This is a genomic window from uncultured Kluyvera sp. (assembly GCF_902485085.1).
Classification (GTDB): domain Bacteria; phylum Pseudomonadota; class Gammaproteobacteria; order Enterobacterales; family Enterobacteriaceae; genus Kluyvera; species Kluyvera ascorbata.
In genome coordinates this window covers 1-22,851 of sequence record NZ_CABTJS010000071.1, presented here as the reverse complement: position 1 = coordinate 22,851, position 22,851 = coordinate 1, and the positions used below count along the sequence as shown (strand labels likewise).

The 22,851-nt window shown below is 55.4% G+C and carries 22 protein-coding genes; 7 read left to right on the top strand and 15 right to left on the bottom strand.

Annotation, left to right across the window (positions count from 1 at the left end; genetic code table 11):
• Positions 1-47 precede the first annotated feature (47 nt).
• Together RDN66_RS07855 and RDN66_RS07850 are read left to right on the top strand one after the other, a co-directional pair.
• The gene (locus tag RDN66_RS07855) at positions 48-803 is read left to right on the top strand and encodes a CDP-diacylglycerol diphosphatase (RefSeq protein ID WP_202216959.1); all 756 of its coding nucleotides are present in this window, start codon (positions 48-50) and stop codon (positions 801-803) included.
• 73 nt (positions 804-876) lie between these two features.
• A complete protein-coding gene (locus RDN66_RS07850; RefSeq protein ID WP_202216960.1) occupies positions 877-2,181 on the top strand; it encodes an SLC13 family permease in 1,305 nt (434 codons plus the stop codon).
• A 116-nt stretch (positions 2,182-2,297) separates the two neighbouring features.
• On the opposite strand, the gene tpiA is transcribed toward RDN66_RS07850, so the two are convergent.
• Both tpiA and RDN66_RS07840 read right to left on the bottom strand, forming a co-directional pair.
• Positions 2,298-3,065 carry a triose-phosphate isomerase gene (gene tpiA, locus RDN66_RS07845; RefSeq protein WP_035895862.1) on the bottom strand — a complete coding sequence of 256 codons (768 nt, stop codon included), beginning with the start codon at positions 3,063-3,065 and terminating at the stop codon, positions 2,298-2,300.
• Positions 3,066-3,173: 108 nt separating this feature from the next.
• The gene (locus tag RDN66_RS07840; protein ID WP_123651028.1) at positions 3,174-3,770 is read right to left on the bottom strand and encodes a DUF1454 family protein; all 597 of its coding nucleotides are present in this window, start codon (positions 3,768-3,770) and stop codon (positions 3,174-3,176) included.
• Between the two features lie 110 nt (positions 3,771-3,880).
• Here RDN66_RS07840 and RDN66_RS07835 point away from each other — a divergent pair, with 110 nt between their 5' ends.
• Positions 3,881-4,312 carry a DUF805 domain-containing protein gene (locus RDN66_RS07835; RefSeq protein WP_123651029.1) on the top strand — a complete coding sequence of 144 codons (432 nt, stop codon included), beginning with the start codon at positions 3,881-3,883 and terminating at the stop codon, positions 4,310-4,312.
• On the opposite strand, the gene fpr is transcribed toward RDN66_RS07835, so the two are convergent.
• From fpr to gmk, 7 genes are all read right to left on the bottom strand, one after another.
• A complete protein-coding gene (gene fpr / locus RDN66_RS07830; protein WP_202216961.1) occupies positions 4,303-5,049 on the bottom strand; it encodes a ferredoxin--NADP(+) reductase in 747 nt (248 codons plus the stop codon). The two genes, RDN66_RS07835 and fpr, sit on opposite strands and share 10 nt — an antisense overlap.
• A gap of 95 nt (positions 5,050-5,144) precedes the next feature.
• Positions 5,145-6,155, bottom strand: coding sequence for a class II fructose-bisphosphatase (gene glpX / locus RDN66_RS07825; protein WP_308537758.1), 1,011 nt, complete (start codon positions 6,153-6,155; stop codon positions 5,145-5,147).
• A 68-nt stretch (positions 6,156-6,223) separates the two neighbouring features.
• Positions 6,224-8,305: an ATP-dependent DNA helicase RecG gene (recG, locus tag RDN66_RS07820; RefSeq protein ID WP_202216963.1), complete on the bottom strand. Its 2,082-nt coding sequence runs from the start codon at positions 8,303-8,305 to the stop codon at positions 6,224-6,226.
• A 5-nt stretch (positions 8,306-8,310) separates the two neighbouring features.
• Positions 8,311-8,997 (bottom strand): tRNA (guanosine(18)-2'-O)-methyltransferase TrmH, encoded by a 687-nt coding sequence (gene trmH, locus RDN66_RS07815; protein ID WP_202216964.1) that lies wholly within the window; start codon positions 8,995-8,997, stop codon positions 8,311-8,313.
• 4 nt (positions 8,998-9,001) lie between these two features.
• Positions 9,002-11,116 (bottom strand): bifunctional GTP diphosphokinase/guanosine-3',5'-bis pyrophosphate 3'-pyrophosphohydrolase, encoded by a 2,115-nt coding sequence (spoT, locus tag RDN66_RS07810; protein WP_035895850.1) that lies wholly within the window; start codon positions 11,114-11,116, stop codon positions 9,002-9,004.
• A gap of 17 nt (positions 11,117-11,133) precedes the next feature.
• Positions 11,134-11,409, bottom strand: coding sequence for a DNA-directed RNA polymerase subunit omega (gene rpoZ, locus RDN66_RS07805; protein ID WP_000135058.1), 276 nt, complete (start codon positions 11,407-11,409; stop codon positions 11,134-11,136).
• Positions 11,410-11,461: 52 nt separating this feature from the next.
• Complete coding sequence (gene gmk, locus RDN66_RS07800) at positions 11,462-12,085, bottom strand: guanylate kinase (RefSeq protein ID WP_035895845.1); 624 nt, start codon at positions 12,083-12,085, stop codon at positions 11,462-11,464.
• Positions 12,086-12,341: 256 nt separating this feature from the next.
• On the opposite strand from gmk, the gene ligB reads away from it, so the two are divergent.
• Complete coding sequence (gene ligB, locus RDN66_RS07795; protein ID WP_374044005.1) at positions 12,342-14,018, top strand: NAD-dependent DNA ligase LigB; 1,677 nt, start codon at positions 12,342-12,344, stop codon at positions 14,016-14,018.
• On the opposite strand, the gene RDN66_RS07790 is transcribed toward ligB, so the two are convergent.
• The 3 genes from RDN66_RS07790 to RDN66_RS07780 all read right to left on the bottom strand — a co-directional run bounded on the left by RDN66_RS07790 (position 14,015) and on the right by RDN66_RS07780 (position 17,763).
• Positions 14,015-14,632 carry a trimeric intracellular cation channel family protein gene (locus tag RDN66_RS07790; RefSeq protein WP_035895841.1) on the bottom strand — a complete coding sequence of 206 codons (618 nt, stop codon included), beginning with the start codon at positions 14,630-14,632 and terminating at the stop codon, positions 14,015-14,017. The genes ligB and RDN66_RS07790 overlap by 4 nt on opposite strands.
• Positions 14,633-14,877: 245 nt before the next feature.
• Positions 14,878-16,611: a phosphoethanolamine transferase CptA gene (locus tag RDN66_RS07785; RefSeq protein WP_035895839.1), complete on the bottom strand. Its 1,734-nt coding sequence runs from the start codon at positions 16,609-16,611 to the stop codon at positions 14,878-14,880.
• A gap of 288 nt (positions 16,612-16,899) precedes the next feature.
• Positions 16,900-17,763 carry a YicC/YloC family endoribonuclease gene (locus RDN66_RS07780; RefSeq protein ID WP_202216968.1) on the bottom strand — a complete coding sequence of 288 codons (864 nt, stop codon included), beginning with the start codon at positions 17,761-17,763 and terminating at the stop codon, positions 16,900-16,902.
• A gap of 203 nt (positions 17,764-17,966) precedes the next feature.
• Here RDN66_RS07780 and rph point away from each other — a divergent pair, with 203 nt between their 5' ends.
• Both rph and pyrE read left to right on the top strand, forming a co-directional pair.
• A complete protein-coding gene (gene rph, locus RDN66_RS07775; RefSeq protein ID WP_123651034.1) occupies positions 17,967-18,683 on the top strand; it encodes a ribonuclease PH in 717 nt (238 codons plus the stop codon).
• A gap of 63 nt (positions 18,684-18,746) precedes the next feature.
• Positions 18,747-19,388 (top strand): orotate phosphoribosyltransferase, encoded by a 642-nt coding sequence (gene pyrE, locus RDN66_RS07770; protein ID WP_035895833.1) that lies wholly within the window; start codon positions 18,747-18,749, stop codon positions 19,386-19,388.
• A 37-nt stretch (positions 19,389-19,425) separates the two neighbouring features.
• Here pyrE and slmA read toward each other — a convergent pair whose 3' ends face one another.
• From slmA to coaBC, 3 genes are all read right to left on the bottom strand, one after another.
• The gene (gene slmA / locus RDN66_RS07765; protein ID WP_035895831.1) at positions 19,426-20,022 is read right to left on the bottom strand and encodes a nucleoid occlusion factor SlmA; all 597 of its coding nucleotides are present in this window, start codon (positions 20,020-20,022) and stop codon (positions 19,426-19,428) included.
• A gap of 152 nt (positions 20,023-20,174) precedes the next feature.
• Positions 20,175-20,633 (bottom strand): dUTP diphosphatase, encoded by a 459-nt coding sequence (dut, locus tag RDN66_RS07760; protein ID WP_035895829.1) that lies wholly within the window; start codon positions 20,631-20,633, stop codon positions 20,175-20,177.
• Complete coding sequence (gene coaBC, locus RDN66_RS07755) at positions 20,611-21,831, bottom strand: bifunctional phosphopantothenoylcysteine decarboxylase/phosphopantothenate--cysteine ligase CoaBC (RefSeq protein ID WP_115074401.1); 1,221 nt, start codon at positions 21,829-21,831, stop codon at positions 20,611-20,613. Before coaBC ends, dut begins: the two co-directional genes overlap by 23 nt.
• Positions 21,832-22,007: 176 nt before the next feature.
• On the opposite strand from coaBC, the gene radC reads away from it, so the two are divergent.
• Positions 22,008-22,673, top strand: a complete 666-nt coding sequence (gene radC, locus RDN66_RS07750; protein ID WP_035894681.1) for a DNA repair protein RadC — start codon at positions 22,008-22,010, stop codon at positions 22,671-22,673.
• Positions 22,674-22,851 lie beyond the last annotated feature (178 nt).

Here is a 22,851-nt window from a genome sequence, read left to right as displayed (position 1 = left end):
ATCAAACTACGTTACTCTTCCCCCTTGGTTTGATTTGGGGAGACAAAATGACAAGGTTAAAATACCTGCTGGCAGCGCTGCTGGTGTTGGTGATTGCTGCGGGAGCGGGTGGCTGGTACTGGCTGCATTCCGGCAACCCGGATGCGCTGCGCCACATTGTGCTAGAGCAATGCGTGCCTAATCAGCTGAATCATCGCACACCGGCACCCTGCGCCGACGTGAATCCAAAAGGCGGCTACGTCCTGTTCAAAGACCGTAACGGCCCGCTGCAATATCTGCTGATGCCAACCTACCGTATCAACGGTACCGAAAGCCCGCTGCTGCTTGACCCGCAAACGCCGAACTTCTTCTGGCAGGCGTGGCAACGTCGCATGATCATGAGCGATAAACGGGGCGCGGAAGTGCCGGATAGCGCCATCTCCCTGACCATCAATTCCCGCACCGGACGGACGCAGAATCATTTCCACATCCATATTTCCTGTCTGCGCAAAGACGTTCGCGAGCAGTTGGACGGCGATATCGCCGCCATCAGCAGCCGCTGGCTGCCTTTGCCGGGTGGCCTGATGGGGCATGAATATCTGGCGCGCCGCGTCACCGAAAACGAGCTGGCGCAGCGTAGCCCGTTCCTGATGCTGGCGGAAGAAGTGCCACAAGCGCGCGACCATATGGGGCGTTTTGCGCTGGCGCTGGTGAAGCAAAGCGATGACTCGCTGCTGTTGCTGGCGACCGAGCGTAATCTGCTGACGCTGAACCGCGCCTCGGCTGAGGAAATTCAGGATCATCGCTGCGCAATCCTGCAATAACCCCACCTAATCTGGCGTTTACCTGTCTACCCTGTCGTCGTATTCTTGGTGAAAAAAACGACAGGAGACAGGTATGTCGCTCTGGTTTACTCACCCTCTGTTCCTCCCCTCGCTGATTGTTGGCGTGACCATCCTGCTGTGGGCGACCTCGCTGCTGCCGGAATTTATTACTGCGCTGCTGTTTTTTGCCGCGGCGATGACCGCAAAAATTGCGCCGCCGGACGTTATCTTCGGCGGTTTTGCTTCATCGGCCTTCTGGCTGGTATTCAGCGGTTTTGTGCTCGGTATTGCCATTCGTAAGACCGGGCTGGCGGATCGCGCCGCGCGGGCGCTCTCTTCAAGGCTCACCGACTCCTGGCTGCTCATGGTGGGTAGCGTGGTGCTGCTGAGCTACGCGCTGGCGTTCGTGATGCCGTCGAATATGGGGCGCATTGCGCTGCTGATGCCGATTGTGGCGGCAATGGCCAAACGCGCGGGTATCGAAGATGGTACCCGTGCCTGGTACGGGCTGGCGCTGGCCGTTGGCTTCGGCACCTTCCAGCTTTCTGCGACCATTCTGCCCGCGAACGTACCTAATCTGGTGATGAGCGGCGCGGCGGAAGGGGCCTACGGAATTCACCTTAACTACGTGCCGTATCTGCTGCTGCATACGCCGGTATTAGGCTGGTTGAAAGGGGCGGCGCTCGTGGGGCTTATCTGCTGGCTGTTCCCCGGGAAACCCCATCCACCGCGTGACCTGGAGCCGTTACCGCCAATGAGCGCGGATGAGAAGCGCCTGGCGTGGCTGTTGGCGGTGGTATTGATGTTGTGGGTGAGCGAAAGCCTGCACGGAATTGGGCCCGCCTGGACGGGGCTGGTGGCCGCGGTCATCACGCTGCTGCCGCGCGTTGGATTTATTAACGGCGATGAATTTGCCAGCGGAGTGAACATCCGCACCTGTATTTACGTGGCGGGGATCCTTGGGCTTGCCATTACGGTGACGCAAACCGGCATTGGCGCCGTTGTGGGTAATGCGCTGCTTCACGTTATGCCGCTCAGCGAAGACGCGCCGTTTACCAGCTTCCTCGCGTTAACCGGCATTACCAGCGCGCTGAACTTTATCATGACCGCAAACGGCGTACCTGCGCTGTATACCACCTTTGCCCAGAGCTTCTCTGATGCCACCGGCTTCCCGCTGCTGAGCGTCATTATGATTCAGGTGCTGGGTTATTCCACGCCGCTGCTGCCGTATCAGGCGTCGCCAATTGTGGTGGCGATGGCGTTAGGGAAGGTGCCTGCGCGGGCGGGGATGCTGCTGTGTCTGGCGCTGGCGGCGGTCAGTTATCTGCTGCTGTTGCCGCTGGATTATGCGTGGTATCAGGTGCTGGGGAAATTATAAAAAAACCGGCCTGATGGCCGGCTTTTCCCAGCTGCGCTACGCGTGGCCGGGCTACGAGGAACCCGATCTCCCGGACGAGGCGAATGCCGAATCCGGGGAGGTTTCGCGTGAATGTCTTACGCTTTTTTCGCCGCTTCTGCTGCTTTAACGATCACCGCGAAAGCGTCAGCTTTCAGGGATGCACCGCCAACCAGCGCGCCATCGATGTCTGGCTGGGTGAACAGCTCAGCAGCGTTGCCTGCGTTTACGGAACCGCCGTACTGGATGATAACCTGTTCAGCGATTTTCGCGTCAGCTTTAGCAATGTGGTCACGGATGAATTTGTGAACAGCCTGAGCCTGCGCTGGGGTTGCAGATTTGCCGGTACCGATCGCCCATACTGGTTCGTAAGCGATGACTGCGCCTTCGAAGGCTGCTGCGCCCTGAGTTTTCAGAACCGCGTCGATCTGGCGTGCGCAAACTTCTTCGGTTTTGCCCGCTTCGTTTTCTGCTTCGGTTTCACCGATGCACAGTACTGGGATCAGACCCTGTTCTTTCAGAATCGCGAATTTCTTAGCGATCAGCTCGTCAGATTCTTTGTGGTAGGTACGACGCTCGGAGTGGCCGATGATGATGTAGGTTGCGCCAACATCTTTCAGCATTTCAGCGGAAGTTTCGCCGGTGAATGCGCCGGACAGGTTCAGGTCAACGTTCTGCGCGCCCAGGTGGATGTGGCTGCCCGCAGCGGCGTGTTTAGCCAGATCGATGTACATTTCTGGTGGCGCGATAGCAACGCCACAACCAGCAACGCCAGCCAGTTCGGTACGCAGATTAGCAATCAGCTCGTTTACCATGTGGCGGCTGCCGTTCAGTTTCCAGTTACCCATCACTAAAGGATGTCGCATTTCGATTCTCCACGCTTATCAGCGAATTAAGGAATATGGCCGCCCGTCAGGGCAGCATGGTCTGTGAAACAGTATAGAGATTGAATGTCATGAAGGCTTTGCTTTTTATCATTTATTCTCCCCTTCAAGATTCTCAGATAGCGCCAGCTTAATCGGTTCAACGGCGAAGGTCAGCCCTTTTTCACCGTTATCTGCGACAACATAGCGTACGGCGCCTTCGGTGCTGGCGAAGTAATGTTTACCTTTCCCAAGCGTAAGGAGCTTTTGCAGTTTTTGCAGGCTTTGCGGTTTGGTGAGCGTTGGGATCACGGCGCGCATCAGCGCACTCATGTATTCCAGCGCTTTATTCTTCGCCGCCTTCTGCTCTGGCCCCTGAATCGGCAGCCAGGTTATTTGAATGGACTTAATCTTCAGCGTGCCGCGCTCCAGCGCCGTGGAGGCGTAGAGGTTTTCGTTTATCTTACTAGCGGCACGGGTAATGTTGAGTTGGTCGCGGCTGGAGGTAATTGACCTGAACTCCCCAAGCTGCAGCGTCGGGTTGTCGGCGTTAAATTTTTCCCGGAACTGACTGATGGAGAGATCGAAAGCCGGTGCGCCTGATAACAGATACGGCGCCACGGCCGTAGGCGACTGCGCCGACAGCACGGACTGAGCGGCACCCAGGGTCAGGAGCCCAATCAGACACAGCGTTATCCATTTTTTCATGCTTATCGTCTCCTCTTTTACGATGACGATTAAAACGGGAACCGCCTCGCTTGTCAAAATGTGGCCGCTTCAGGGTACACTATGCGGCACAACGACAAAGGAAAGGGTACATGACTCTACAGCAATGGTTATTTTCCGGTAAAGGCCGTATTGGTCGCCGTGATTTCTGGATCTGGATTGCCATCTGGGCGGTGACGATGGTGGCGCTGTTTAGCCTTGCGGGCGGCGGGCTGGTTGACCTGCAAACCGCGGCATTTATGCTGGTCTGCCTGCTCTGGCCGACGGCGGCGGTGACGATTAAACGGCTGCATGACCGGGGCAAGTCCGGCATCTGGGCGCTGTTGATGATTTTGGCGTGGATGCTGCTGGCGGGCAACTGGTCAATGCTGCCCGGTGTCTGGCAGTGGGGCGTAGGGCGCTTTATTCCGACGCTGATTATCGTGATGATGCTTATCGATCTGGGCGCGTTTGTTGGCACCCAGGGCGAAAATAAATACGGTAAAGAGACGCAGGCCGTGAAGTACCGCGCCGATCACCAGTAGTGTTCGGCGGTCATGTGGCCTGGCCGACGACGCAGGTGTTTGGTCATCTGTCGGGTCTCTTTCAGCAGTTGTTGAGTGTCGCGCACCATCTGCGGGTTGCCGCACAGCATCACGTGGCTGGTTTCGGCATTCATCGGCAGGCCGACCGCTGCTTCCAGCGCGCCGCTTTCAATGAGCGCAGGTACGCGCCCCGTCAGCATGCCCGGCGCGGTTTCGCGGCTGACAACCGTTTGAATACGCAGCTTACCGGCGTAACGTTCTTCCAGCGCCCGCATTTGCGGTAGATAGCTTAAGTCGGCGGCATAGCGCGCGGCGTGAACCAGCACCAGATTTTTAAAGCGATCCAGATCTTTGCCTTCTTCCAGAATCGACAGGTACGGCCCAATGGCGGTGCCGGTTGCCAGCATCCACAGGGTTTCGCTGTCGGGAATTTCCTCAAGCACAAAGAAGCCCGCCGCTTCGCTGACGACCAGCACGTCATCTCCGGGCTTCAGCGCCGCAAGGCGTGGGCTCAGCTTGCCGTCCGGTACGGTGACCAGATAGAACTCGAGATCGGGGTTATGTGGGGCGTTAACGTAAGAGTAGGCGCGCTGAACGCGCTCGCCGTCGATATCCAGCCCGAGCTTGGCAAACTGCCCGGCGGTGAACGGTTTAACCGGAGCGTGGACGGTGAGACTAAACAGTGCGTCAGTCCAGTTCTGCACTTTAACAACTTTGCCGGTAACCCAGTCAGCCATGGCCTCTCTCCCCTCAATATCGTTAGCTTATCATCACCGTGACGAGAGCAGATTTCCAGCCCGAAAGGGCTGGAAAGCTCTATTGATCAAATGATTCAGAGAATGTGACGCTGAATTTCAGTGTCTTTGCGATCGAGGTAGTGAATTGACTGAATGCGGCGAATGGTACGTGATTTTCCGCGGATCAGCAGCGTCTCGGTGGTCGCGATATTGCCCTTGCGGGTGATGCCGTCCAGCAGGTCGCCTTTGGTAATACCGGTGGCAGAGAAGATAACGTTGTCGCTGCGCGCCATGTCGTCGAGCGTCAGTACCACGCCCGCTTCAATGCCCATCGACTTGCAGCGTTCCAGCTCGTTTTCACCGATACGGCGGTTCTCTTCGTTGTCGCCTTTGACGTGATGGCGGGCCAGCAGGCGGCCGTGCATGTCACCGTCCAGCGCGCGAATAACCGCAGCAGAGACGACGCCTTCCGGCGCGCCGCCAATGCCGTACATCACATCGACTTCGCTGTCTGGCATACAGGTCAGGATAGAGGCGGCAACGTCGCCATCAGGAATGGCAAAGACGCGCACGCCCAGTTTTTGCAGCTCAACGATAACCTCGTCGTGGCGCGGTTTAGCAAGGATGGTGACGGTTAATTCGGACAGCGGTTTGTCCAGCGCGCGGGCGACGTTACGCAGGTTCTCTTCCAGCGGTTTGTTGAGATCGATAGTACCTTTCGCGCCAGGGCCGACGATCAGCTTTTCCATGTACATATCAGGGGCGTTGAGGAAGCAGCCTTTATCGCCTACCGCCAGCACCGCCAGCGCGTTTGCCTGGCCCATCGCCGTCATGCGAGTGCCTTCGATTGGGTCAACGGCGATATCTACCGCATCGCCATTACCGGTACCGACGGACTCGCCGATGTAGAGCATTGGCGCTTCATCGATTTCGCCTTCGCCAATGATGATGGTGCCGTCAATGTTGACCTTGTTGAGCATAATACGCATGGCGTTGACCGCCGCGCCGTCGGCGGTGTTCTTATCGCCGCGGCCCAGCCATTTGTAGCCTGCCAGCGCCGCCGCTTCGGTGACGCGCGAAAATTCGATAGCCAGTTCTCGTCTCATTACAAACTCGTCCAGGGAAGTAAAATTGTGCGAAGTTTAGCACAGCCCCTGTGGGGCTGCGGGTGTTGCTACGCGTTGGAATAACGTTCGGTTTCCGGCATCCAGCGTTCAATCAGGGCATTGGCCTGCTGTGGATAACGGTCGTGAATATGGCGTGCCAGGCGCTGAACTTCGGGGATCATCGCCTGATCGCGCAGCAGATCGGCGACTTTAAATTCGGCGTTGCCGGTCTGGCGGGTGCCAAGCAGTTCGCCGGGGCCGCGGATCTCGAGGTCTTTTTGCGCAATCACAAAGCCGTCGTTGCTGTCGCGCAGCACCTGCAAACGCATTTGCGCGGTTTTCGACAGCGGCGCTTTGTAGAGCAGCACGCAGTGTGAGGCCACCGCGCCACGGCCTACGCGGCCTCTGAGCTGGTGTAGCTGTGCCAGCCCCAGACGCTCCGGGTTTTCAATAATCATCAGGCTGGCGTTAGGTACGTCGACGCCCACTTCAATGACCGTGGTGGCAATCAGCAGATGCAGTTCGCCCTGCTTGAACGCCTGCATAACGGCCTGCTTCTCGGCGGGCTTCATGCGCCCGTGCACAAGGCCGATATTCAGCTCCGGTAGCGCCAGCTTCAGCTCTTCGCAGGTGGCTTCCGCCGCCTGGGCTTCCAGCAGGTCAGACTCCTCAATCAGCGTGCAGACCCAGTAGGCCTGACGGCCTTCGGTGGTACAGGCGTTGCGTACGCGGTCGATAATGTCATGGCGACGGGTATCCGGGATGGCGACCGTCGTGACCGGGGTTCGTCCCGGCGGCAGTTCATCAATCACCGACGTATCCAGATCGGCATAGGCGGTCATTGCCAGGGTGCGTGGAATCGGGGTGGCGGTCATGATCAGTTGATGCGGGTGGAAGCCCTGCTGCTGGCCTTTTTCCCACAGCGCGAGGCGTTGATGAACGCCAAAACGGTGCTGTTCATCGATGATCACCAGCGCCAGGCCGTTAAACTGCACTTGTTCCTGGAAGATAGCGTGGGTGCCGACAATCATCTGCACCTGACCGCTGGCAATGGCCTCTTGCTGCGCCTGACGCGCCTTGCCTTTCTGCTTGCCCGCTAACCAGCCGACTTCAATGCCGAGTGGCGCAAACCAGCCGCGGAAGTTATTGGCGTGCTGTTCGGCGAGCAGTTCGGTCGGTGCCATCAGCGCCACCTGTTTGCCGTGCGCGATGGCGCGTAGCGCCGCCAGTGCCGCAACCAGCGTTTTACCAGAGCCGACGTCGCCCTGCACCAGGCGCATCATCGGTATATCCAGCGCCATATCATGTTCAATTTCGGCCGTCACGCGGGCCTGTGCGCCGGTAGGCTTAAACGGCAGATTGGCCAGAAACTTATCTTTCAGCTCGCGGCTCGCGCTGAGAGGCTGAGCGTGAAAACGCTGCGCGCCCGCGCGTAAGGCCAGCATGCTGAGATTGTGCGCCAGCAGCTCTTCAAGGATTAAACGCTGCTGGGCGGGGTGCTTACCGGTTTCTAAATCGGCGAGCTGGAGTGACGGTGGCGGGCGATGCAGCGTGCGTAGCGCTTCCGGCAGGCTCATCATCCCCTGCGCCAGTTCCGGCGGCAGCAGCTCGCTGATGGCGCAGGTATCGAGTAAATCCAGCGCCTGGTCGGTGAGCTTGCGCAGCGTCGCCTGCTTAATGCCTTCAGTGGTGGGGTAGACCGGCGTTAAGGTCTCCTGCAAATCCGGCGTGCTGAGGTCGCCCTGAACGCGATATTCCGGGTGGATCATCTCCGCGCCGTACTTGCCGCGCTTCGCTTCACCGTAGGCCAGTACGCGTCGCCCGGTGGCGAGACTGTTTTTCATCGCCGCGTTGAAGTTGAAGAAGCGCATGGTCAGGATGCCGGTGCCGTCGCTAATCTGGCAGGTCATCATCCGGCGGCCGCCGAAGGTGATATTGCAGTTCAGGACTTCGCCTTCCACGGTCACGTAGATGCCGGGAAGCAGTTCACCGATAGGATAAAGCTGGGTGCGGTCTTCGTAGCGCAACGGCAGATGCAGGAGCAAATCCTGCACCGTGTGCAGACCGATTTTCGCCAGCCGACTGCTCTGCGCGGCGCCTACGCCGGTCAATGTGTTGAGCGGAACGGCATCCAGCAGACGGCTTTGCATGGCGGTTACTCCGTAGCCTGCATAGTGGACCACCACGTGGCATCGGCTTCAATTTCGCCCTGCTCGTTGACGTGGGGATAAGGAAGGCCTTTGCGTTTGGCGACGTGTGCCAGCACCGGATAGCCGCCTTCAAACAGCAGACGCTGCTGCTCTTCGACCGGCAGCATGCTGTTTTCGCGTTGGTACATGCCGGCGTTCTGACGCTGGCGCTGGGCTTCGTAGAGAATTAACGCAGAGGCGACGGAAACGTTGAGCGACTGCACCATGCCGATCATCGGGATGATGATATCCTGGTCTGCGAGGGCTAACGCTTCCTGGGTGATACCGGTTTTTTCCTGCCCCATCAGAATACAGGTTGGGCGGGTATAGTCGATGTCACGGAAATCGACCGATTTGTCTGACAGATTGGTTGCCAGGATTTGCATGCCCTGGCCTTTTAAATGGCCAACCGCATCACCAATGGTGGGATGGGTTATCACCTGTACCCAGCTGTTGCTGCCCGCCGCGGATGCCATAGGGCGCATTCGGGTGCTGGGCCAGACCGCGTGAACTTCGTGTACGCCTACCGCGTCGGCGGTACGAACGATCGCCGAGACATTATGAGGCTTGTGAACCTCTTCCATGCAGACCGTCAGGTCAGGCTGACGCCTGGCGAGCATCTCACGGATACGCGCATAACGCTGTGAATTCATAAAGCTAGTTTCGGTTACGAGTGACTTTGATAACGTCCGGCATCACGCGGATTTTGCGCATGATATTCGCCAGGTGCACGCGGTCACGTGCGGTCAGGCGGATAAAGGCGCTATAAACGCGGCCATCCTTCTCTTCCGTATTCAGGCTTTGAATATTGGACGTCGCGGTATTGATTGCTGCCGTCAGGTTGGCCAATGCCCCCTGATGGTTGAACATATCGACCTTAATCTCGGTGATAAATTCCTGCGCCGTCTCTTTGTCCCACTCAACCGCCATGAATTTCTCAGGTTCTTTCTGATAGCCGCGAATGTTGCGGCAGGATTCATGGTGAATAACTAACCCTTTACCCGGGCTAACGTGGGCGATGATCGGGTCGCCAGGGATTGGGCGACAGCATTTCGCGAAGGTGATCAGCACGCCGTCTGCGCCTTTAATCGGCAGATGGCTGTGCCCGGAGGCACCTGGTGCAGACGGTATTGCTTCACCCTGCTGGAGGTTTTTCGCCACCACCACGCTCATAGCGTTGCCCAGGCCAATTTCGGCCAGCAGGTCGTCGAGGGTGGCAAGACGCATACGGTCAAGTTCGCGCTGAACATGATCCGCCGGAATTTCCGCGAGCTTGCGGCTACCGCCCAGCGCATGGTTCAGCAGACGGCGACCCAGGCTGACGGAGTCGTCGCGCTTGAGGTTTTTCAGCATCTGACGGATTTTGGCGCGCGCTTTCGAGCTGACGACAAAATTAAGCCATGCGGCATTCGGGCGTGCGCCCGGTGCGGTGATGATTTCTACCGTCTGGCCGCTGGAGAGCGGCTGCGACAGCGGGTAAGGCTGGCGGTCGACGCGCGCGCCCACGCAGGCATGGCCGATATCGGTATGCACGGCGTAGGCGAAGTCCACCGGCGTAGCGCCAGCGGGCAGTTCGACGATGCGGCCTTCCGGGGTGAAAACGTAAATCTCATCCGGGAAGAGATCGGATTTAACGCTCTCGATAAATTCAAACGAGCTACCGGCGCTCTGCTGCAATTCCAGCAGGCTTTGCATCCAGCGCTGGGCGCGGATTTGCGCGGTTGTACTGCTTTCGCCACCGTGCTCTTTGTAAGCCCAGTGCGCGGCAACACCCATCTCTGCCATTTGATCCATGTCTTCGGTACGGATCTGGACTTCGACCGGGACACCGTGTGGCCCAATCATGGAGGTGTGCAGGGACTGATATCCGTTGGCCTTTGGAATCGCGATGTAGTCTTTTACGCGACCCGGGCGCGGTTTGTACAGGCTGTGCATCTGGCCCAGTACGCGGTAGCAGGTATCCAGATCGTGAACGATAACGCGGAAGGCGTAGATATCCATGATCGAGTGAAAACGCTGCTCTTTCAGCACCATTTTGCAGTAGATAGAGTACAGATGTTTCTCGCGACCGCTAACGCGACACGGAATTCCCGCTTCCTGCAAACGCCCTTCAATTTCAGAAAGGATCTTCTGAATCATCTCTTTACGGTTACCGCGCGCGGCTTTCACCACCTCTTTAATGACGCGATAACGGTTTGGATACAGCGCTTCAAAGCCCAGCTCTTCGAGCTCGGTCTTGATGTGGTGGATACCTAAACGGTGCGCCAGCGGGCTGTAAATTTCGAGGGTTTCACGGGCGATGCGGCGACGCTTGTCCGGGCGTAATGAGCCCAGCGTGCGCATGTTGTGGGTGCGGTCGGCAAGCTTGATGAGGATGACGCGGATATCCTGCACCATCGCCATGATCATTTTGCGAAAGTTTTCAGCCTGCGCTTCTTTCTTATCGCGGAACTTGAGTTTATCAAGTTTAGAGACCCCCTCTACCAGTTCAGCAACGCTCTTACCAAAGAGCTGCTCCATGTCCTGGTAGGTGGCAGGGGTATCTTCTATCACGTCATGCAGCAGGGCGGCCATCAGCGTTTCATAGTCGAGTTTCATCTCGGCCAGAATGCAGGCTACCGCTACCGGGTGCGTGATATAGGGTTCACCGCTTGAACGTGTCTGCCCCTCGTGAGCGTCACGTGCAACGAGATAGGCCTGCCGCAGACGCTTAATCTGGTCTTCCGGCAGGTAATTTTGAATCAGCTGATTCAGGCTCTCAAACAGATACAAGGGCGACCCGCTTATGTTTAACGACGACCTTCAGCAATAGCGGTAACAGCTTGTAATTCAGCGGCTTCCTGCTCTTGTTGTTCCTGGCGCTCACGCACGTCGAGGATCTGGTTGTTGATCAGACCTTCTTCGATTTCACGCAGTGCGATAACGGTGGTTTTGTCGTTTTCTTCTGGAACCAGCGGATCCTTTCCGCCTACCTGCATCTGACGAGCGCGACGCGCGGCGACCAGTACCAGGTCAAAACGGTTACCAATTTTCTCTACAGCGTCCTGAACAGTTACGCGTGCCATACTTTAATGCTCCACAGATAGTGATGGACTGGGCATGATACTGAAAGTGGGTTCAGTCTGCCAATAATTTGCTGATTAAAGCGTCATGTCGCTGCTTTTGGCGGCTCATACGCAGACGTTCTGCCCGGAGGATGGTTTTAAAGTCACCCAGAGCGGTATCAAAATCATCATTGACGATAAGGTAATCATATTCCGCGTAATGACTCATTTCTGCAACTGCCTGAGCCATCCGTTTTGCGATTACCTCTTCGCTGTCCTGGCCACGGCCACGCAGGCGACGGTCCAGTTCAATTTTAGACGGCGGCAGAATAAAGATGCTGCGCGCGCCCGGCATGCTTTTACGGATTTGTTGAGCGCCTTGCCAGTCGATATCGAGGAAGACATCAACGCCGGTCGCCAGTACCTGCTCAATTGCCTGACGCGAGGTGCCGTAATAGTTGCCAAAGACTTCTGCGTGTTCCAGGAATGCCCCTTCGCCAATCATCGTTCTGAAATCGTCGTGATTGACAAAGAAATAGTGTTCACCGTGCACTTCACCCGGACGCGGCGCGCGCGTGGTATGTGAAACAGATACCTGGGAGTCGTACAACGGTTGGGTTTTCAATAAAGCCTGAATCAGGCTGGATTTACCCGCGCCGCTAGGGGCGGAAACAATATAGAGCGTGCCTTGAGCCATGAGTGTCTTTTGTATGTGATTATCGAAAGAGAACTTACATACGAGCCTATTATACACGGCGCCGCCACGCGACGTAGCCTTTGTCACATTTTTTGTGCCAGTTTCTTTCATTTTGCGTGCCGTTTTCCTGATCTCCTCTGTTGTTGCTGCAACAACGATTTTTTCCCTGAAGCCTGCTCGTAAAACCCTCGATCCCTTCTCGCATCGTGAAAATGGCTGCGCTAAAAACGGGCTATCCGTTTGAGAGGGAAAGAAAATGAGAGCATGGATGAGTGTTGTGGGATTGCTGCTTACGCTCCAGGTGCAGGCAGCCTGTCCCGCCTGGTCTCCTGCCAGGGCCGAGCAGGAAATTGCCCAACTAAAAGGTCAGATTTCGCAATGGAATAAAACCTACTGGCAGCAAGGCGCAAGCGAGGTTAGCGACGGCGTGTATGACCAGCTTGCTGCACGGCTTGCTCAGTGGCAGCGCTGCTTTGGCGTGACATCCGCCGAGGAAACCAGCCTGTTGCCGCTCAGCAGGACGATTAAACATCCGGTGGCTCATACCGGCGTGCGCAAGCTGGCGGATGAGCGCGCAGTGGGTGTCTGGATGAAAGAGCGAGAAGACCTCTGGGTGCAGCCGAAAGTCGATGGCGTGGCGGTGACGCTGGAATACCGGAATGGATCTTTGGATAAAGTGATTAGCCGGGGGGATGGCTTACGCGGGGAAGACTGGACCGAAAAAGCCAGGCGTATTCCGTCTATTCCGCAAAGCGTGAGCGGCAGGCTGGCAAACAGCATCCTACAGGGTGAAATTTTTTTAGGCGCTGAGGGGCATGTACAGCGGCAAATGGGCGGCATGAACGCACGCTCAAAGGTGGCGGGTATGCTGATGCGGCAGGGCAGCGGTGAGCCACTCTCGGCGCTATCGCTGTTTGTGTGGGCGTGGCCTGATGGCCCTGCTTCTATGCGTGAGCGGCTAGATTTGCTCGCCGCCTCTGGCTTTGCACTCACGTCACGTTATACGCATCCCGTGAAACAGGTTAAAGAGGTGGCTGACTGGCGTTCACGCTGGTTTAACACGGCATTACCCTTTGCGACGGATGGCATCGTTGTCCGCGCTGCAAAAGAACCTGATGGCGCAAATTGGCTTCCTGCACAGGGTGATTGGGTTGTTGCGTGGAAGTATCAGCCGGTATCGCAGGTGGCTGAGGTGAGCGGTATCCACTTTGCTATTGGTCGAACAGGAAAGATTTCCGTTGTTGCTGAGCTGGAGTCATTCATGCTGGACGACAAGCGCGTGCGGCGGGTTAATATTGGGTCGGTGGCGCGCTGGCAGGCGCTGGATATCACGACGGGCGATCAGCTGTTGGTAAGCCTTGCAGGCCAGGGTATTCCGCGCCTGGATAGTGTGGTATGGCGTGCTCTTGACCGGACAAAACCCCAGCCTCCCGCGTCCACCTATCACGCTCTCACCTGTTTTTATCGCACCGACGATTGCCGGGAGCAGTTCTTAGCGCGCCTTACCTGGCTGGGGCAGCCAGCGGTTCTGGACATTAAAGGGATGGGGGAAGCAGGCTGGAGCCAGCTTGCGACAACGTATTCGTTTGACCATATCTTTTCCTGGCTTGGGCTGACGCTAAAGCAGCTGCAGTCAACGCCAGGTATGACGACTGAACGCGCGCAGCGGCTTTGGCACCGTTTAGATATGACGCGCAGACAGCCTTTTCGACGCTGGGTAAAGGCGTTAGGCGTGCCGTTGCCAGATATGGCCTTGAAGGCGCTTGATGATGGCACCTGGGAGCAGTTACGGTCGCGTGATGAGCTGAGCTGGCAAACGCTGCCGGGTATCGGCGTTGAGAAGGCACGTAGCCTGGCAGCGTTTATTCATGACCCCGTGATTGGCTCGCTTGTTGAAGCGTTGGGGTCATCAGGAATAGCGGGATTTAATTAGTGTGTTTCGTGACGGTAGTGGAAAACCGGCAGACCGAGCTTGAGTCTTAGCGCCAGCATACGTGCGGTAAAACCAAAGAGCAGCGTTGAGATCACCACCACATCATGGTTGCTGACGTATTGCTGCAGCGCGACGTACAGCACGGCGGCGGCAAACGATATACCGGCGTAAAGCTCTTTCTGGAATACCAACGGGATGCGTTTACAGAACATATCTCGCAGAACGCCACCAAATACGCCGGTAATGACGGCAGCAATGACGGCGATGATTGGGCCTTCTCCCATATCCAGCGCTATCTGTGCACCAATGATCGAGAAAACAATCAGGCCGATAGCATCCAACACCAGGAATAGACGACGCAGGTGTGGCATGACCGGTGCCACAATCGTGGTAAGTACCGCCGCAATGGCGACGGTAATAATGTACTCAGGGTGCTGTACCCAGCCTAATGGGTAGTGGCCAAGCAGCATATCGCGGACGGAACCGCCACCAAGCGCAGTGGCTGTGGCGATGATGATAACGCCAAAAGTATCCATGCGGCGGCGCCCGGCAGCCAGGGCTCCGGTCATTGCTTCAGCGGTGATGCCGATAAGGTAAAGGATATGCAGTAACATGTTCGCTCCCAAAAAGAATGGTTGGAGGGTAGCGATTTGTGCGCTTGGTCACGATTGAGATTTTCTAAGGCAAGATGGTATTGATTATAAAAACTAATATAACTTTGGTGTTTTTTCTCTGTGGTTGAAGCTTTGTGTGGTTTTGGTCGTTTTTTAGTGATTAGAAAATATAATTTATTTTTAGCGACGAAGTAAAACAAACAAGGCGAAAAAAAGCCGCTTCAAGATGAAGCGGCCCGGAGTCGTTACTGATTACCGATTTGCTCGCCGAATGGCAGCTTGTCGTAATCGGTTAGCGTTTTTTTATCATATGGGTTGCCAATCCAGCGTGTCGTCTCTGTAAACTGCGGGTTGGTCAACGCACGGGTAGGGTCATATCCGTCGTAGGTTAAACCGGCCAGATCGGACCAGGTATGGATAAGCTCGGAGCTGCTGTATTTGCGGTTAACATCCTGAGAGAAATCGCGAGGATGCTCCTGATGCCATTTTTCCGACGTCCACAGCAGGAACGGAATGGTGTACATATGACGCGTTGGTGCCAGCTCGTTACGCCCCTGCGTGTGGTGCGGCGGCGTGTCATAAACCTCTTCACCATGGTCAGAGAAGTACAGCAGGAAGCCATTCGGATCGGTCGCTTTATAGTCCTTAATCAGACTGGAAACGACGAAATCGTTGTACAGGTTAGCATTGTCGTAGTTGTTATACGTGTCCTGCTCATCCTTGCTTAGCCCAGCTGGCATCGTGTCGGTTTTACCCGAGAATTTATTCCAGTTTTCCGGGTAACGGTACTCGTAGTTAATATGTGTGCCCAGCAGATGCACGATGATAAATTTCTTCGGTGCAGGGTCTGCCAGAACCTCTTTAAACGGTGCCAGGACGTTAGCGTCGTATTCGCGGGCGCTCTGGGTACGCTGCTGGTTCATATAGAATTGCTTGTCGGTCTGTTTAGAGAACACGGTCAGCATGGTATTACGCGAGGTCATCGTCTGCTGGTTGGTGATCCAGAAGGTTTTATAACCCGCCTGTTTCATCAGGTTCATCAGTGATGGCTTCGTCAGATACAGGTCCGGATTCTGCTCGTTGGCAAAGGTCAGCGCCTGCTGAAGGATCTCAATGGTATAAGGACGAGAGGTCACAACATCGTTGAAAACGGTGAAGTTCGGGTCTGACTTGTGCAGCGCGTCCAGCTCTGGCGTGGTTTCGCGTGGATAGCCATAAAGGCTCATGTGCCCACGCTGTGTAGATTCACCGATGACCAGAACCAGCGTACGCGGGGCATTCCCTGAGCTATCTTTCAGGTTTGCCAGCGGTGGCAGCGCATGGTTGTCGTTAAGCAGCCGGGTCAGATTATCCAGCTGGTGGTGATATTGGTAATAGCCAGTAATGAACTGCCATGGCGCTGCTGGCCCAAGGCGAGCAGAAAGGCCGTCCAGAACATCGGCAACAGGTTTACCTTTCATCAACACGCCGCTAGCAAGCGGGTTTAAAATCAATCCGTAAAGCAGGGCAAAGGAGACAAGCCAGCGCCATGGTTTTGGGATGTAGACCGGACGCAGACGGGTCCAGAGCAGCACGGCAACAACGGTATAGACTACCGCGACCAATACAATCTTCAGGCTAAAATATTGGCTTAAGAACTCACCCGCTTCATTGGTGTTGGTTTCAAACATCACGAATAAAACGCTTTGTGAAAACTCCTGACCATAAATAACGTAATAACAGATTGCTGCAAGTGAGGCTGCCCAGAGCACGACACCGATTAGGGCACCGATGATCCGAGTTTTCTTTGGAAACAGGAAGACAGGTACTAGCCACAACAAACTAAAGAGAATCGAGTCACGGAGCCCGTTAGACCCGCTGTAGCCCGTTGCATAGATAACAATCTGTAATACTGTTGAAAAGAAACAAAAATACAATACGGCCCAGCCAAGGGCTTTCCAGCTAAACGCTGGTGTACTCTGAGTAGTCGTGAATTGCATAGATTTAACTTACTTTAAGGTGGAGGCGGCCAGTCTAGCCACCAATGCTTAAGATATAATTAGATCGGCACTGCGACACAAAAGTTAAGCAGCTCGTTACATGTATATGTAAAAGCAATCTCATACGGATTATGTGTCTAACGTGATACCTAAGTGCCAAATCTCTTCCATAATCAACCCTTTTATAAAGGGCTGGTAATAATGCTCTGCTACTGTAGAAAAAGAAACTACCCAAATTAAAACGCCCGTCTTTACACGGGCGTTTACACGTGGATCAACTAACCTGAATTACTCGATATTCTGAATCTGCTCGCGCATTTGCTCGATCAGTACTTTCAGTTCGATAGCTGAGTTAGTGACGTCAGCGTTAATTGATTTCGATGCTAAGGTATTAGATTCACGGTTAAATTCCTGCATCATGAAGTCCAGACGGCGACCAACCGCTTCTTTTTTCTTCAGGATGTTATAGGTCTCTTTCACGTGCGCTTCGAGGCGATCTAACTCTTCAGCTACATCGATACGCTGGGCCATCAGCACCAGCTCCTGCTCCAGACGGTTGTTCTCAAGCTGAACTTCCGCGTCTTCCAGCTTGGCAACCAGGCGGTCGCGCTGCCATTGCAGGATTTCAGGCATGTGGGCGCGGACTTTCGCCACTTCGCCGCTGACGCCTTCCAGACGCTGCTCAATGAGCGTTTTCAGCGCCTGGCCTTCGGTTTCGCGGGCAACGATAAAGTCGTCCAGCGTGCCGTCCAGCGCATTGAGGATCTCGGCGGCGATAGCATCCAGGTCTTGCTCCTGAGCAGCCATCACGCCCGGCCAGCGCAGAATATCGACCGGGTTAATTTCCCCTTCGTCGCTCTGCATTTTGACCCAGTTCGCGGCGTTAACCAGCTGCTTGGCCAGGTTTTCATTAAGAATCAGTTCGCCTTGTGCGCTGGCATCTGGCTCAAAGCGCAGGGTGCACTCTACTTTACCGCGAGTTAAACGGGTACGCAGGCGTTCGCGAACAACGGGTTCAAGGCTGCGGAACTGCTCCGGCAGACGGAAATAGGTTTCGAGATAACGCTGGTTAACAGAGCGCAGTTCCCAAGCGGCGCTGCCCCAACTACCCTTGATTTCACGGCGGGCATAGGCGGTCATGCTGCGGATCATAGACGTTCCTGTTTTTAAAGGAGAGATGGGGGGATTATAGCCTCCGGGGGCTTATGAGGATAGGAGTAAGCGCCGTTAATCCGTATGCACGTTATCCTGCAAACAGTCTCTGAGTTGGGCTCACACCCTTGCCGCCCTGATACAGCTTGAATGATTTTGTGTATAATGCGCGCCACATTCGTTTCAAGCCGGAGATATCTATCATGCGTCCAGCAGGTCGTAGTGCCAACCAGGTGCGTCCCGTCACCCTGACCCGTAATTATACAAAACACGCTGAAGGCTCCGTGCTGGTCGAATTTGGTGATACCAAAGTGCTGTGCACCGCCTCTATTGATGAAGGCGTACCCCGTTTCCTGAAAGGCCAGGGGCAGGGCTGGATCACAGCCGAGTACGGCATGCTGCCACGTGCGACCCACACGCGTAATGCCCGTGAAGCGGCGAAAGGCAAGCAGGGCGGTCGTACCATGGAAATTCAGCGTCTGATTGCTCGTGCGCTGCGCGCTGCGGTAGACCTGAAGGCGCTGGGCGAATTCACCATCACCCTGGACTGCGACGTTATTCAGGCCGACGGCGGCACGCGTACCGCATCTATTACCGGTGCATGCGTCGCACTGGCCGATGCGCTGGGTAAACTGGTTGCCGCTGGCAAGCTGAAAACCAACCCAATGAAAGGCATGGTAGCCGCAGTCTCTGTCGGTATCGTCAACGGCGAAGCGCTGTGCGACCTGGAATACGTTGAAGACTCGGCGGCGGAAACTGATATGAACGTGGTGATGACCGAAGACGGGCGCATCATTGAAGTTCAGGGCACCGCGGAAGGCGAGCCGTTCAGCCACGAAGAGTTACTCACCTTGCTGGCGTTGGCCCGAGGGGGTATCGAATCCATTATCACGACGCAGAAAGCGGCGTTAGAGAATTGATTTTAAGGGCGACGTTGTCGCCCTTTTTTTTGTCCGTAATAAAGTGAGATGAGGAGCGAATCCATGAAACCGTATCAGCGCCAGTTTATTGAGTTTGCGCTTAACAAGCAGGTACTTAAGTTTGGCGAATTTACGCTGAAATCCGGGCGCAAAAGCCCCTATTTCTTCAACGCCGGGCTGTTTAATACCGGGCGCGATCTGGCACTGTTAGGCCGTTTTTATGCCGAAGCGCTGGTGGATTCCGGTATTGAGTTTGATCTGCTGTTTGGGCCTGCCTACAAAGGCATTCCTATTGCCACGACCACGGCGGTGGCGCTGGCGGAACATCACGACCGTGATTACCCATACTGCTTTAACCGCAAAGAAGCTAAAGATCACGGCGAAGGCGGCAACCTGGTAGGTAGTGCACTGACCGGGCGCGTGATGTTGGTGGACGATGTGATCACCGCGGGCACCGCGATTCGTGAATCGATGGAGATTATCCAGGCCAACGGCGCGCAGCTTGCTGGCGTACTGATCTCTTTGGATCGTCAAGAGCGTGGACGCGGCGAAATTTCAGCCATTCAGGAAGTGGAACGCGACTACGGCTGTGAAGTTATCTCGATCATTACGCTGAAAGATCTGATCGCCTATCTGGAAGAAAAGCCGGAGATGGCAGAGCATCTGGCTTCAGTGCGCGCTTATCGCGAGGCGTACGGCGTATAAAAAAATAGCCCGGCGTCTGCCGGGCTATTTGAGTGCATTATTGCAGTTGCGCAACAATCAACGGCCAGCGGGCGTCGAAATCGTCCGTTGGTCGGTATTTGAATTCGCTGCGAACAAAGCGCGACAGCATCCCTTCACAGAAAGCCAGCAATTGGCTTGCCAACAGCGTTTCATCCGTTTCGTAGCCTTCACCTTCCCGCATTTTCCGCTCGCGCAGAACCTGGCGTAGCTGAGCTTCAATACGCTCAAACAGCTGGTTAATACGTCCCTGCAGGCGATCCTGCTCAAACATGAGCGCATGGCCGGTCAGGATACGGGTCAGCCCTGGGTTGAGTTCACCAAAGCCAAGAATCAACAGCACAATCAGACGTAAACGAGTGGTGGTGTCCTTCTCGTCTTTGAGGATCAGGTTGATACGGGTAATCAGACTATCTTCGATAAACTCGATAAGGCTATCGAACATGCGGGTCTTGCTAGGAAAATGCCGGTACAGCGCTGCTTCGGAAACACCAACGGAAGCGGCCAGCTTGGCCGTGGTAATACGCTGGCTACCATCGCTGGACTCAAGCATCAACGCCAGGGATTGAAGTATTTCCTCGCGACGATTCCTTTTCGCAGTTTGCTTTTCTGCCATGTTCTAAAATACCCCTGAAAATAAAACAATTGTCAGGCGAGCATCCACACGGTGACCGCAATCATAATTTGCAGTGATGTATTCGCATTATGACACCGTGAGATACGTAAAAACGGGCGCACCGCGCGTTGCAGGGTGCGCCTTAGGGCGAGTTACTGGCGCCCTGAGTGGCCAAAACCACCTTCGCCACGGTCGGTGGCTTCAAACGATTCGACCAGATTAAACTCGGCCTGTACGACAGGAACAAACACCATTTGCGCAACACGTTCGCCTGGCTCAATGGTGAAGGTCGTTTGCCCACGGTTCCAGATAGAAACCATCAACTGACCTTGATAGTCGGAGTCAATCAACCCGACCAGGTTACCCAGCACGATACCGTGCTTGTGGCCCAGGCCAGAGCGCGGAAGCATCACGGCTGCCAGAGAAGGGTCAGCAATGTGAATCGCCAGCCCTGTAGGCAGTAAGGTGGTTTCGCCTGGCGCCAGTTCTACGGCGTCATCAAGACAGGCGCGCAGGTCAAGGCCTGCAGAGCCAGCAGTGGCATAAGTCGGCAGCGGGAACTGCTGACCAATACGCGAGTCCAGAATCTTAACGTCGATTTTTTTCATCATAACGGGTAACGATCTCGTCCAATAATAGTTGGCCCAGGAGTGACTTACTGGCGAGTGGTAAGCGCTTCTCGCCGTCCTGCCAGAAAAGGTGTAATGCGTTGTTATCGCTATTAAAGCCTTGATTTGATTGCGAAACATCGTTAGCGCAAATCAGATCAAGATTCTTGCGGCTACGCTTTTGCCGCGCATATTCTTCCACATTATTCGTTTCGGCGGCAAACCCTACGACATAAGGTCGCTCTGTTTTTCTTGCTGCCACACCGGCGACGATGTCGGGGTTTTTCACCATTTTTATTGTGAATTCATCACCCTGGGTGTCCTGTTTCTTAATTTTTTCGTCGGCAATGACGGCGGCGCGATAGTCCGCGACGGCGGCACAGCCGATGAAAATATGCTGCCCGGCGACGCTTGCCTGAACGGCAGCATTCATCTCTTCGGCGGTTGTCACGTCAACGCGCTGCACAAAAGCTGGGGTTGGCAGCGATACCGGGCCGCTGACTAAGGTGACATTCGCGCCACGCTGTGCGGCTGCTTCGGCGATGGCAAAGCCCATTTTTCCGGAACTGTGGTTGGTGATGTAACGCACCGGATCCAGCGGTTCGCGAGTTGGGCCAGCGGTAATCATGATGTTCAGATGTTGCAAATCTTTGACGGGCGAAAAGTGCGCAGCGGCCATATCGACAATTGTCAGTGGGTCGAGCATGCGTCCTGGGCCGACGTCGCCGCAGGCCTGGCTGCCGCTATCTGGGCCCCAGATGAGCATATTGCGCGAGGCTAATACCTCAAGATTGTGTTGGGTGGCCGCGGCGCGATACATCTGCTGGTTCATGGCCGGTGCGATGGCAATGGGCGAAGGTGTCGCCAGACAGATGGTAGAGACCAGGTCGTTTGCCATCCCTGCGGCGACGCGGGCAATCAGGTCCGCCGTAGCGGGCGCCAGAATCACGAGGTCAGCCCATTTCCCCAGCTCAATGTGACCCATTGCCGCTTCTGCTGCGGTATCGAGCAGGCTGTCGGAAACCGGATAGCCGGAAACGGCCTGCAGGCTTAGTGGGGTGATGAAAGCTTTTGCGGCTTCCGTCATGGCAACGCGCACATCCGCGCCGCGGTCGCGCAGGCGACGTACGAGTTCCGGCGTTTTATAGGCAGCAATGCCGCCGCTGACACCGAGAACAATTTTTTTACCGGCCAGGCTCATCATGATTCTTTCCTGTTAGGGGGACACCAGAATTCGCGCATTTTATCACAATCCCGCCGGGGTCGTGCGCCTGTGACATCGACACTTTGCGAGGGGCTACGCAAGCGCGCTATCTCTGCCGTGCAGCAGAGCCTGCGTTGTGACAGCATGGCGGCAGTTATTGGAAGGAGGTCGCCATGGAAAGCGCAGAAGTGATGTTACCGCGCGAAAAGATGCAGCGGTATGGAATTGAGTCGCTATCGGATACTGAGCTGCTGGCGCTGTTTTTACGAACCGGTACGCGTGAAAAAAGCGTGATGCGCTATTCTCATGACCTGCTGCGGCATTTTGGCTCGCTTTATCGGTTGTTGTCCGCAACGCAAGCGGAGATGACCCAGATTGATGGCATGGGGATTGCCAAATATGCGCAGCTGAAAGGGATAGCCGAACTGGCGCGTCGATACTTTAGTGTGAGGATGCTGGAAGAAGATTCTTTGCTGAGTCCCGAACTGACGCGAGAATTTTTACAAAGTCAGCTGGCAGACGAGGAGCGAGAAATCTTTGTGGTCATCTTCCTCGATAACCAACACAAGGTGCTGAAACATAGCCGACTTTTTTCCGGCACGTTGAGCCATGTGGAGGTGCATCCGCGAGAAATTGTACGAGAAGCCATCAAAGTGAATGCCGCGGCGGTGATCCTCGCGCATAATCATCCATCAGGTAATGCCGAACCGAGTAAATCAGACAGACTTATCACCGAAAGGGTGGTAAAATGTTGCCAATTCATGGATGTACGTGTACTCGACCATCTGGTTATTGGCCGCGGTGAGTATGTTTCTTTTGCCGAACGAGGCTGGATTTAGCGGATAATTACGCGATCCACCGGGATCTTTGTCTGTTCGGGACTTGAGCATATCCTCGTGTCAGCGTATACTACGCCACCTTTGAGAATCTCGGGTTTGGCATTTGGGCCTGGCAATCGAGAGTTCACTTAGAACTATGCGATGACCGGGCTGTAAAGCCTGACGAGGCGCCGATACC

Coding starts and splice junctions, on each gene's coding strand:
- RDN66_RS07850 (WP_202216960.1), top strand. CDS start 877: ATGTCGCTCTGGTTTACTCACCCTCTGTTCCTCCCCTCGCTGATTGTT.
- trmH (WP_202216964.1), bottom strand. CDS start 8,997: ATGAATTCACAGCGTTATGCGCGTATCCGTGAGATGCTCGCCAGGCGT.
- RDN66_RS07790 (WP_035895841.1), bottom strand. CDS start 14,632: ATGTTACTGCATATCCTTTACCTTATCGGCATCACCGCTGAAGCAATG.
- pyrE (WP_035895833.1), top strand. CDS start 18,747: ATGAAACCGTATCAGCGCCAGTTTATTGAGTTTGCGCTTAACAAGCAG.
- gmk (WP_035895845.1), bottom strand. CDS start 12,085: ATGGCTCAAGGCACGCTCTATATTGTTTCCGCCCCTAGCGGCGCGGGT.
- fpr (WP_202216961.1), bottom strand. CDS start 5,049: ATGGCTGACTGGGTTACCGGCAAAGTTGTTAAAGTGCAGAACTGGACT.
- RDN66_RS07780 (WP_202216968.1), bottom strand. CDS start 17,763: ATGATCCGCAGCATGACCGCCTATGCCCGCCGTGAAATCAAGGGTAGT.
- RDN66_RS07840 (WP_123651028.1), bottom strand. CDS start 3,770: ATGAAAAAATGGATAACGCTGTGTCTGATTGGGCTCCTGACCCTGGGT.
- recG (WP_202216963.1), bottom strand. CDS start 8,305: ATGCAAAGCCGTCTGCTGGATGCCGTTCCGCTCAACACATTGACCGGC.
- glpX (WP_308537758.1), bottom strand. CDS start 6,155: ATGAGACGAGAACTGGCTATCGAATTTTCGCGCGTCACCGAAGCGGCG.
- rpoZ (WP_000135058.1), bottom strand. CDS start 11,409: ATGGCACGCGTAACTGTTCAGGACGCTGTAGAGAAAATTGGTAACCGT.
- ligB (WP_374044005.1), top strand. CDS start 12,342: ATGAGAGCATGGATGAGTGTTGTGGGATTGCTGCTTACGCTCCAGGTG.
- dut (WP_035895829.1), bottom strand. CDS start 20,633: ATGATGAAAAAAATCGACGTTAAGATTCTGGACTCGCGTATTGGTCAG.
- RDN66_RS07785 (WP_035895839.1), bottom strand. CDS start 16,611: ATGCAATTCACGACTACTCAGAGTACACCAGCGTTTAGCTGGAAAGCC.
- RDN66_RS07835 (WP_123651029.1), top strand. CDS start 3,881: ATGACTCTACAGCAATGGTTATTTTCCGGTAAAGGCCGTATTGGTCGC.
- coaBC (WP_115074401.1), bottom strand. CDS start 21,831: ATGAGCCTGGCCGGTAAAAAAATTGTTCTCGGTGTCAGCGGCGGCATT.
- RDN66_RS07855 (WP_202216959.1), top strand. CDS start 48: ATGACAAGGTTAAAATACCTGCTGGCAGCGCTGCTGGTGTTGGTGATT.
- slmA (WP_035895831.1), bottom strand. CDS start 20,022: ATGGCAGAAAAGCAAACTGCGAAAAGGAATCGTCGCGAGGAAATACTT.
- rph (WP_123651034.1), top strand. CDS start 17,967: ATGCGTCCAGCAGGTCGTAGTGCCAACCAGGTGCGTCCCGTCACCCTG.
- radC (WP_035894681.1), top strand. CDS start 22,008: ATGGAAAGCGCAGAAGTGATGTTACCGCGCGAAAAGATGCAGCGGTAT.
- tpiA (WP_035895862.1), bottom strand. CDS start 3,065: ATGCGACATCCTTTAGTGATGGGTAACTGGAAACTGAACGGCAGCCGC.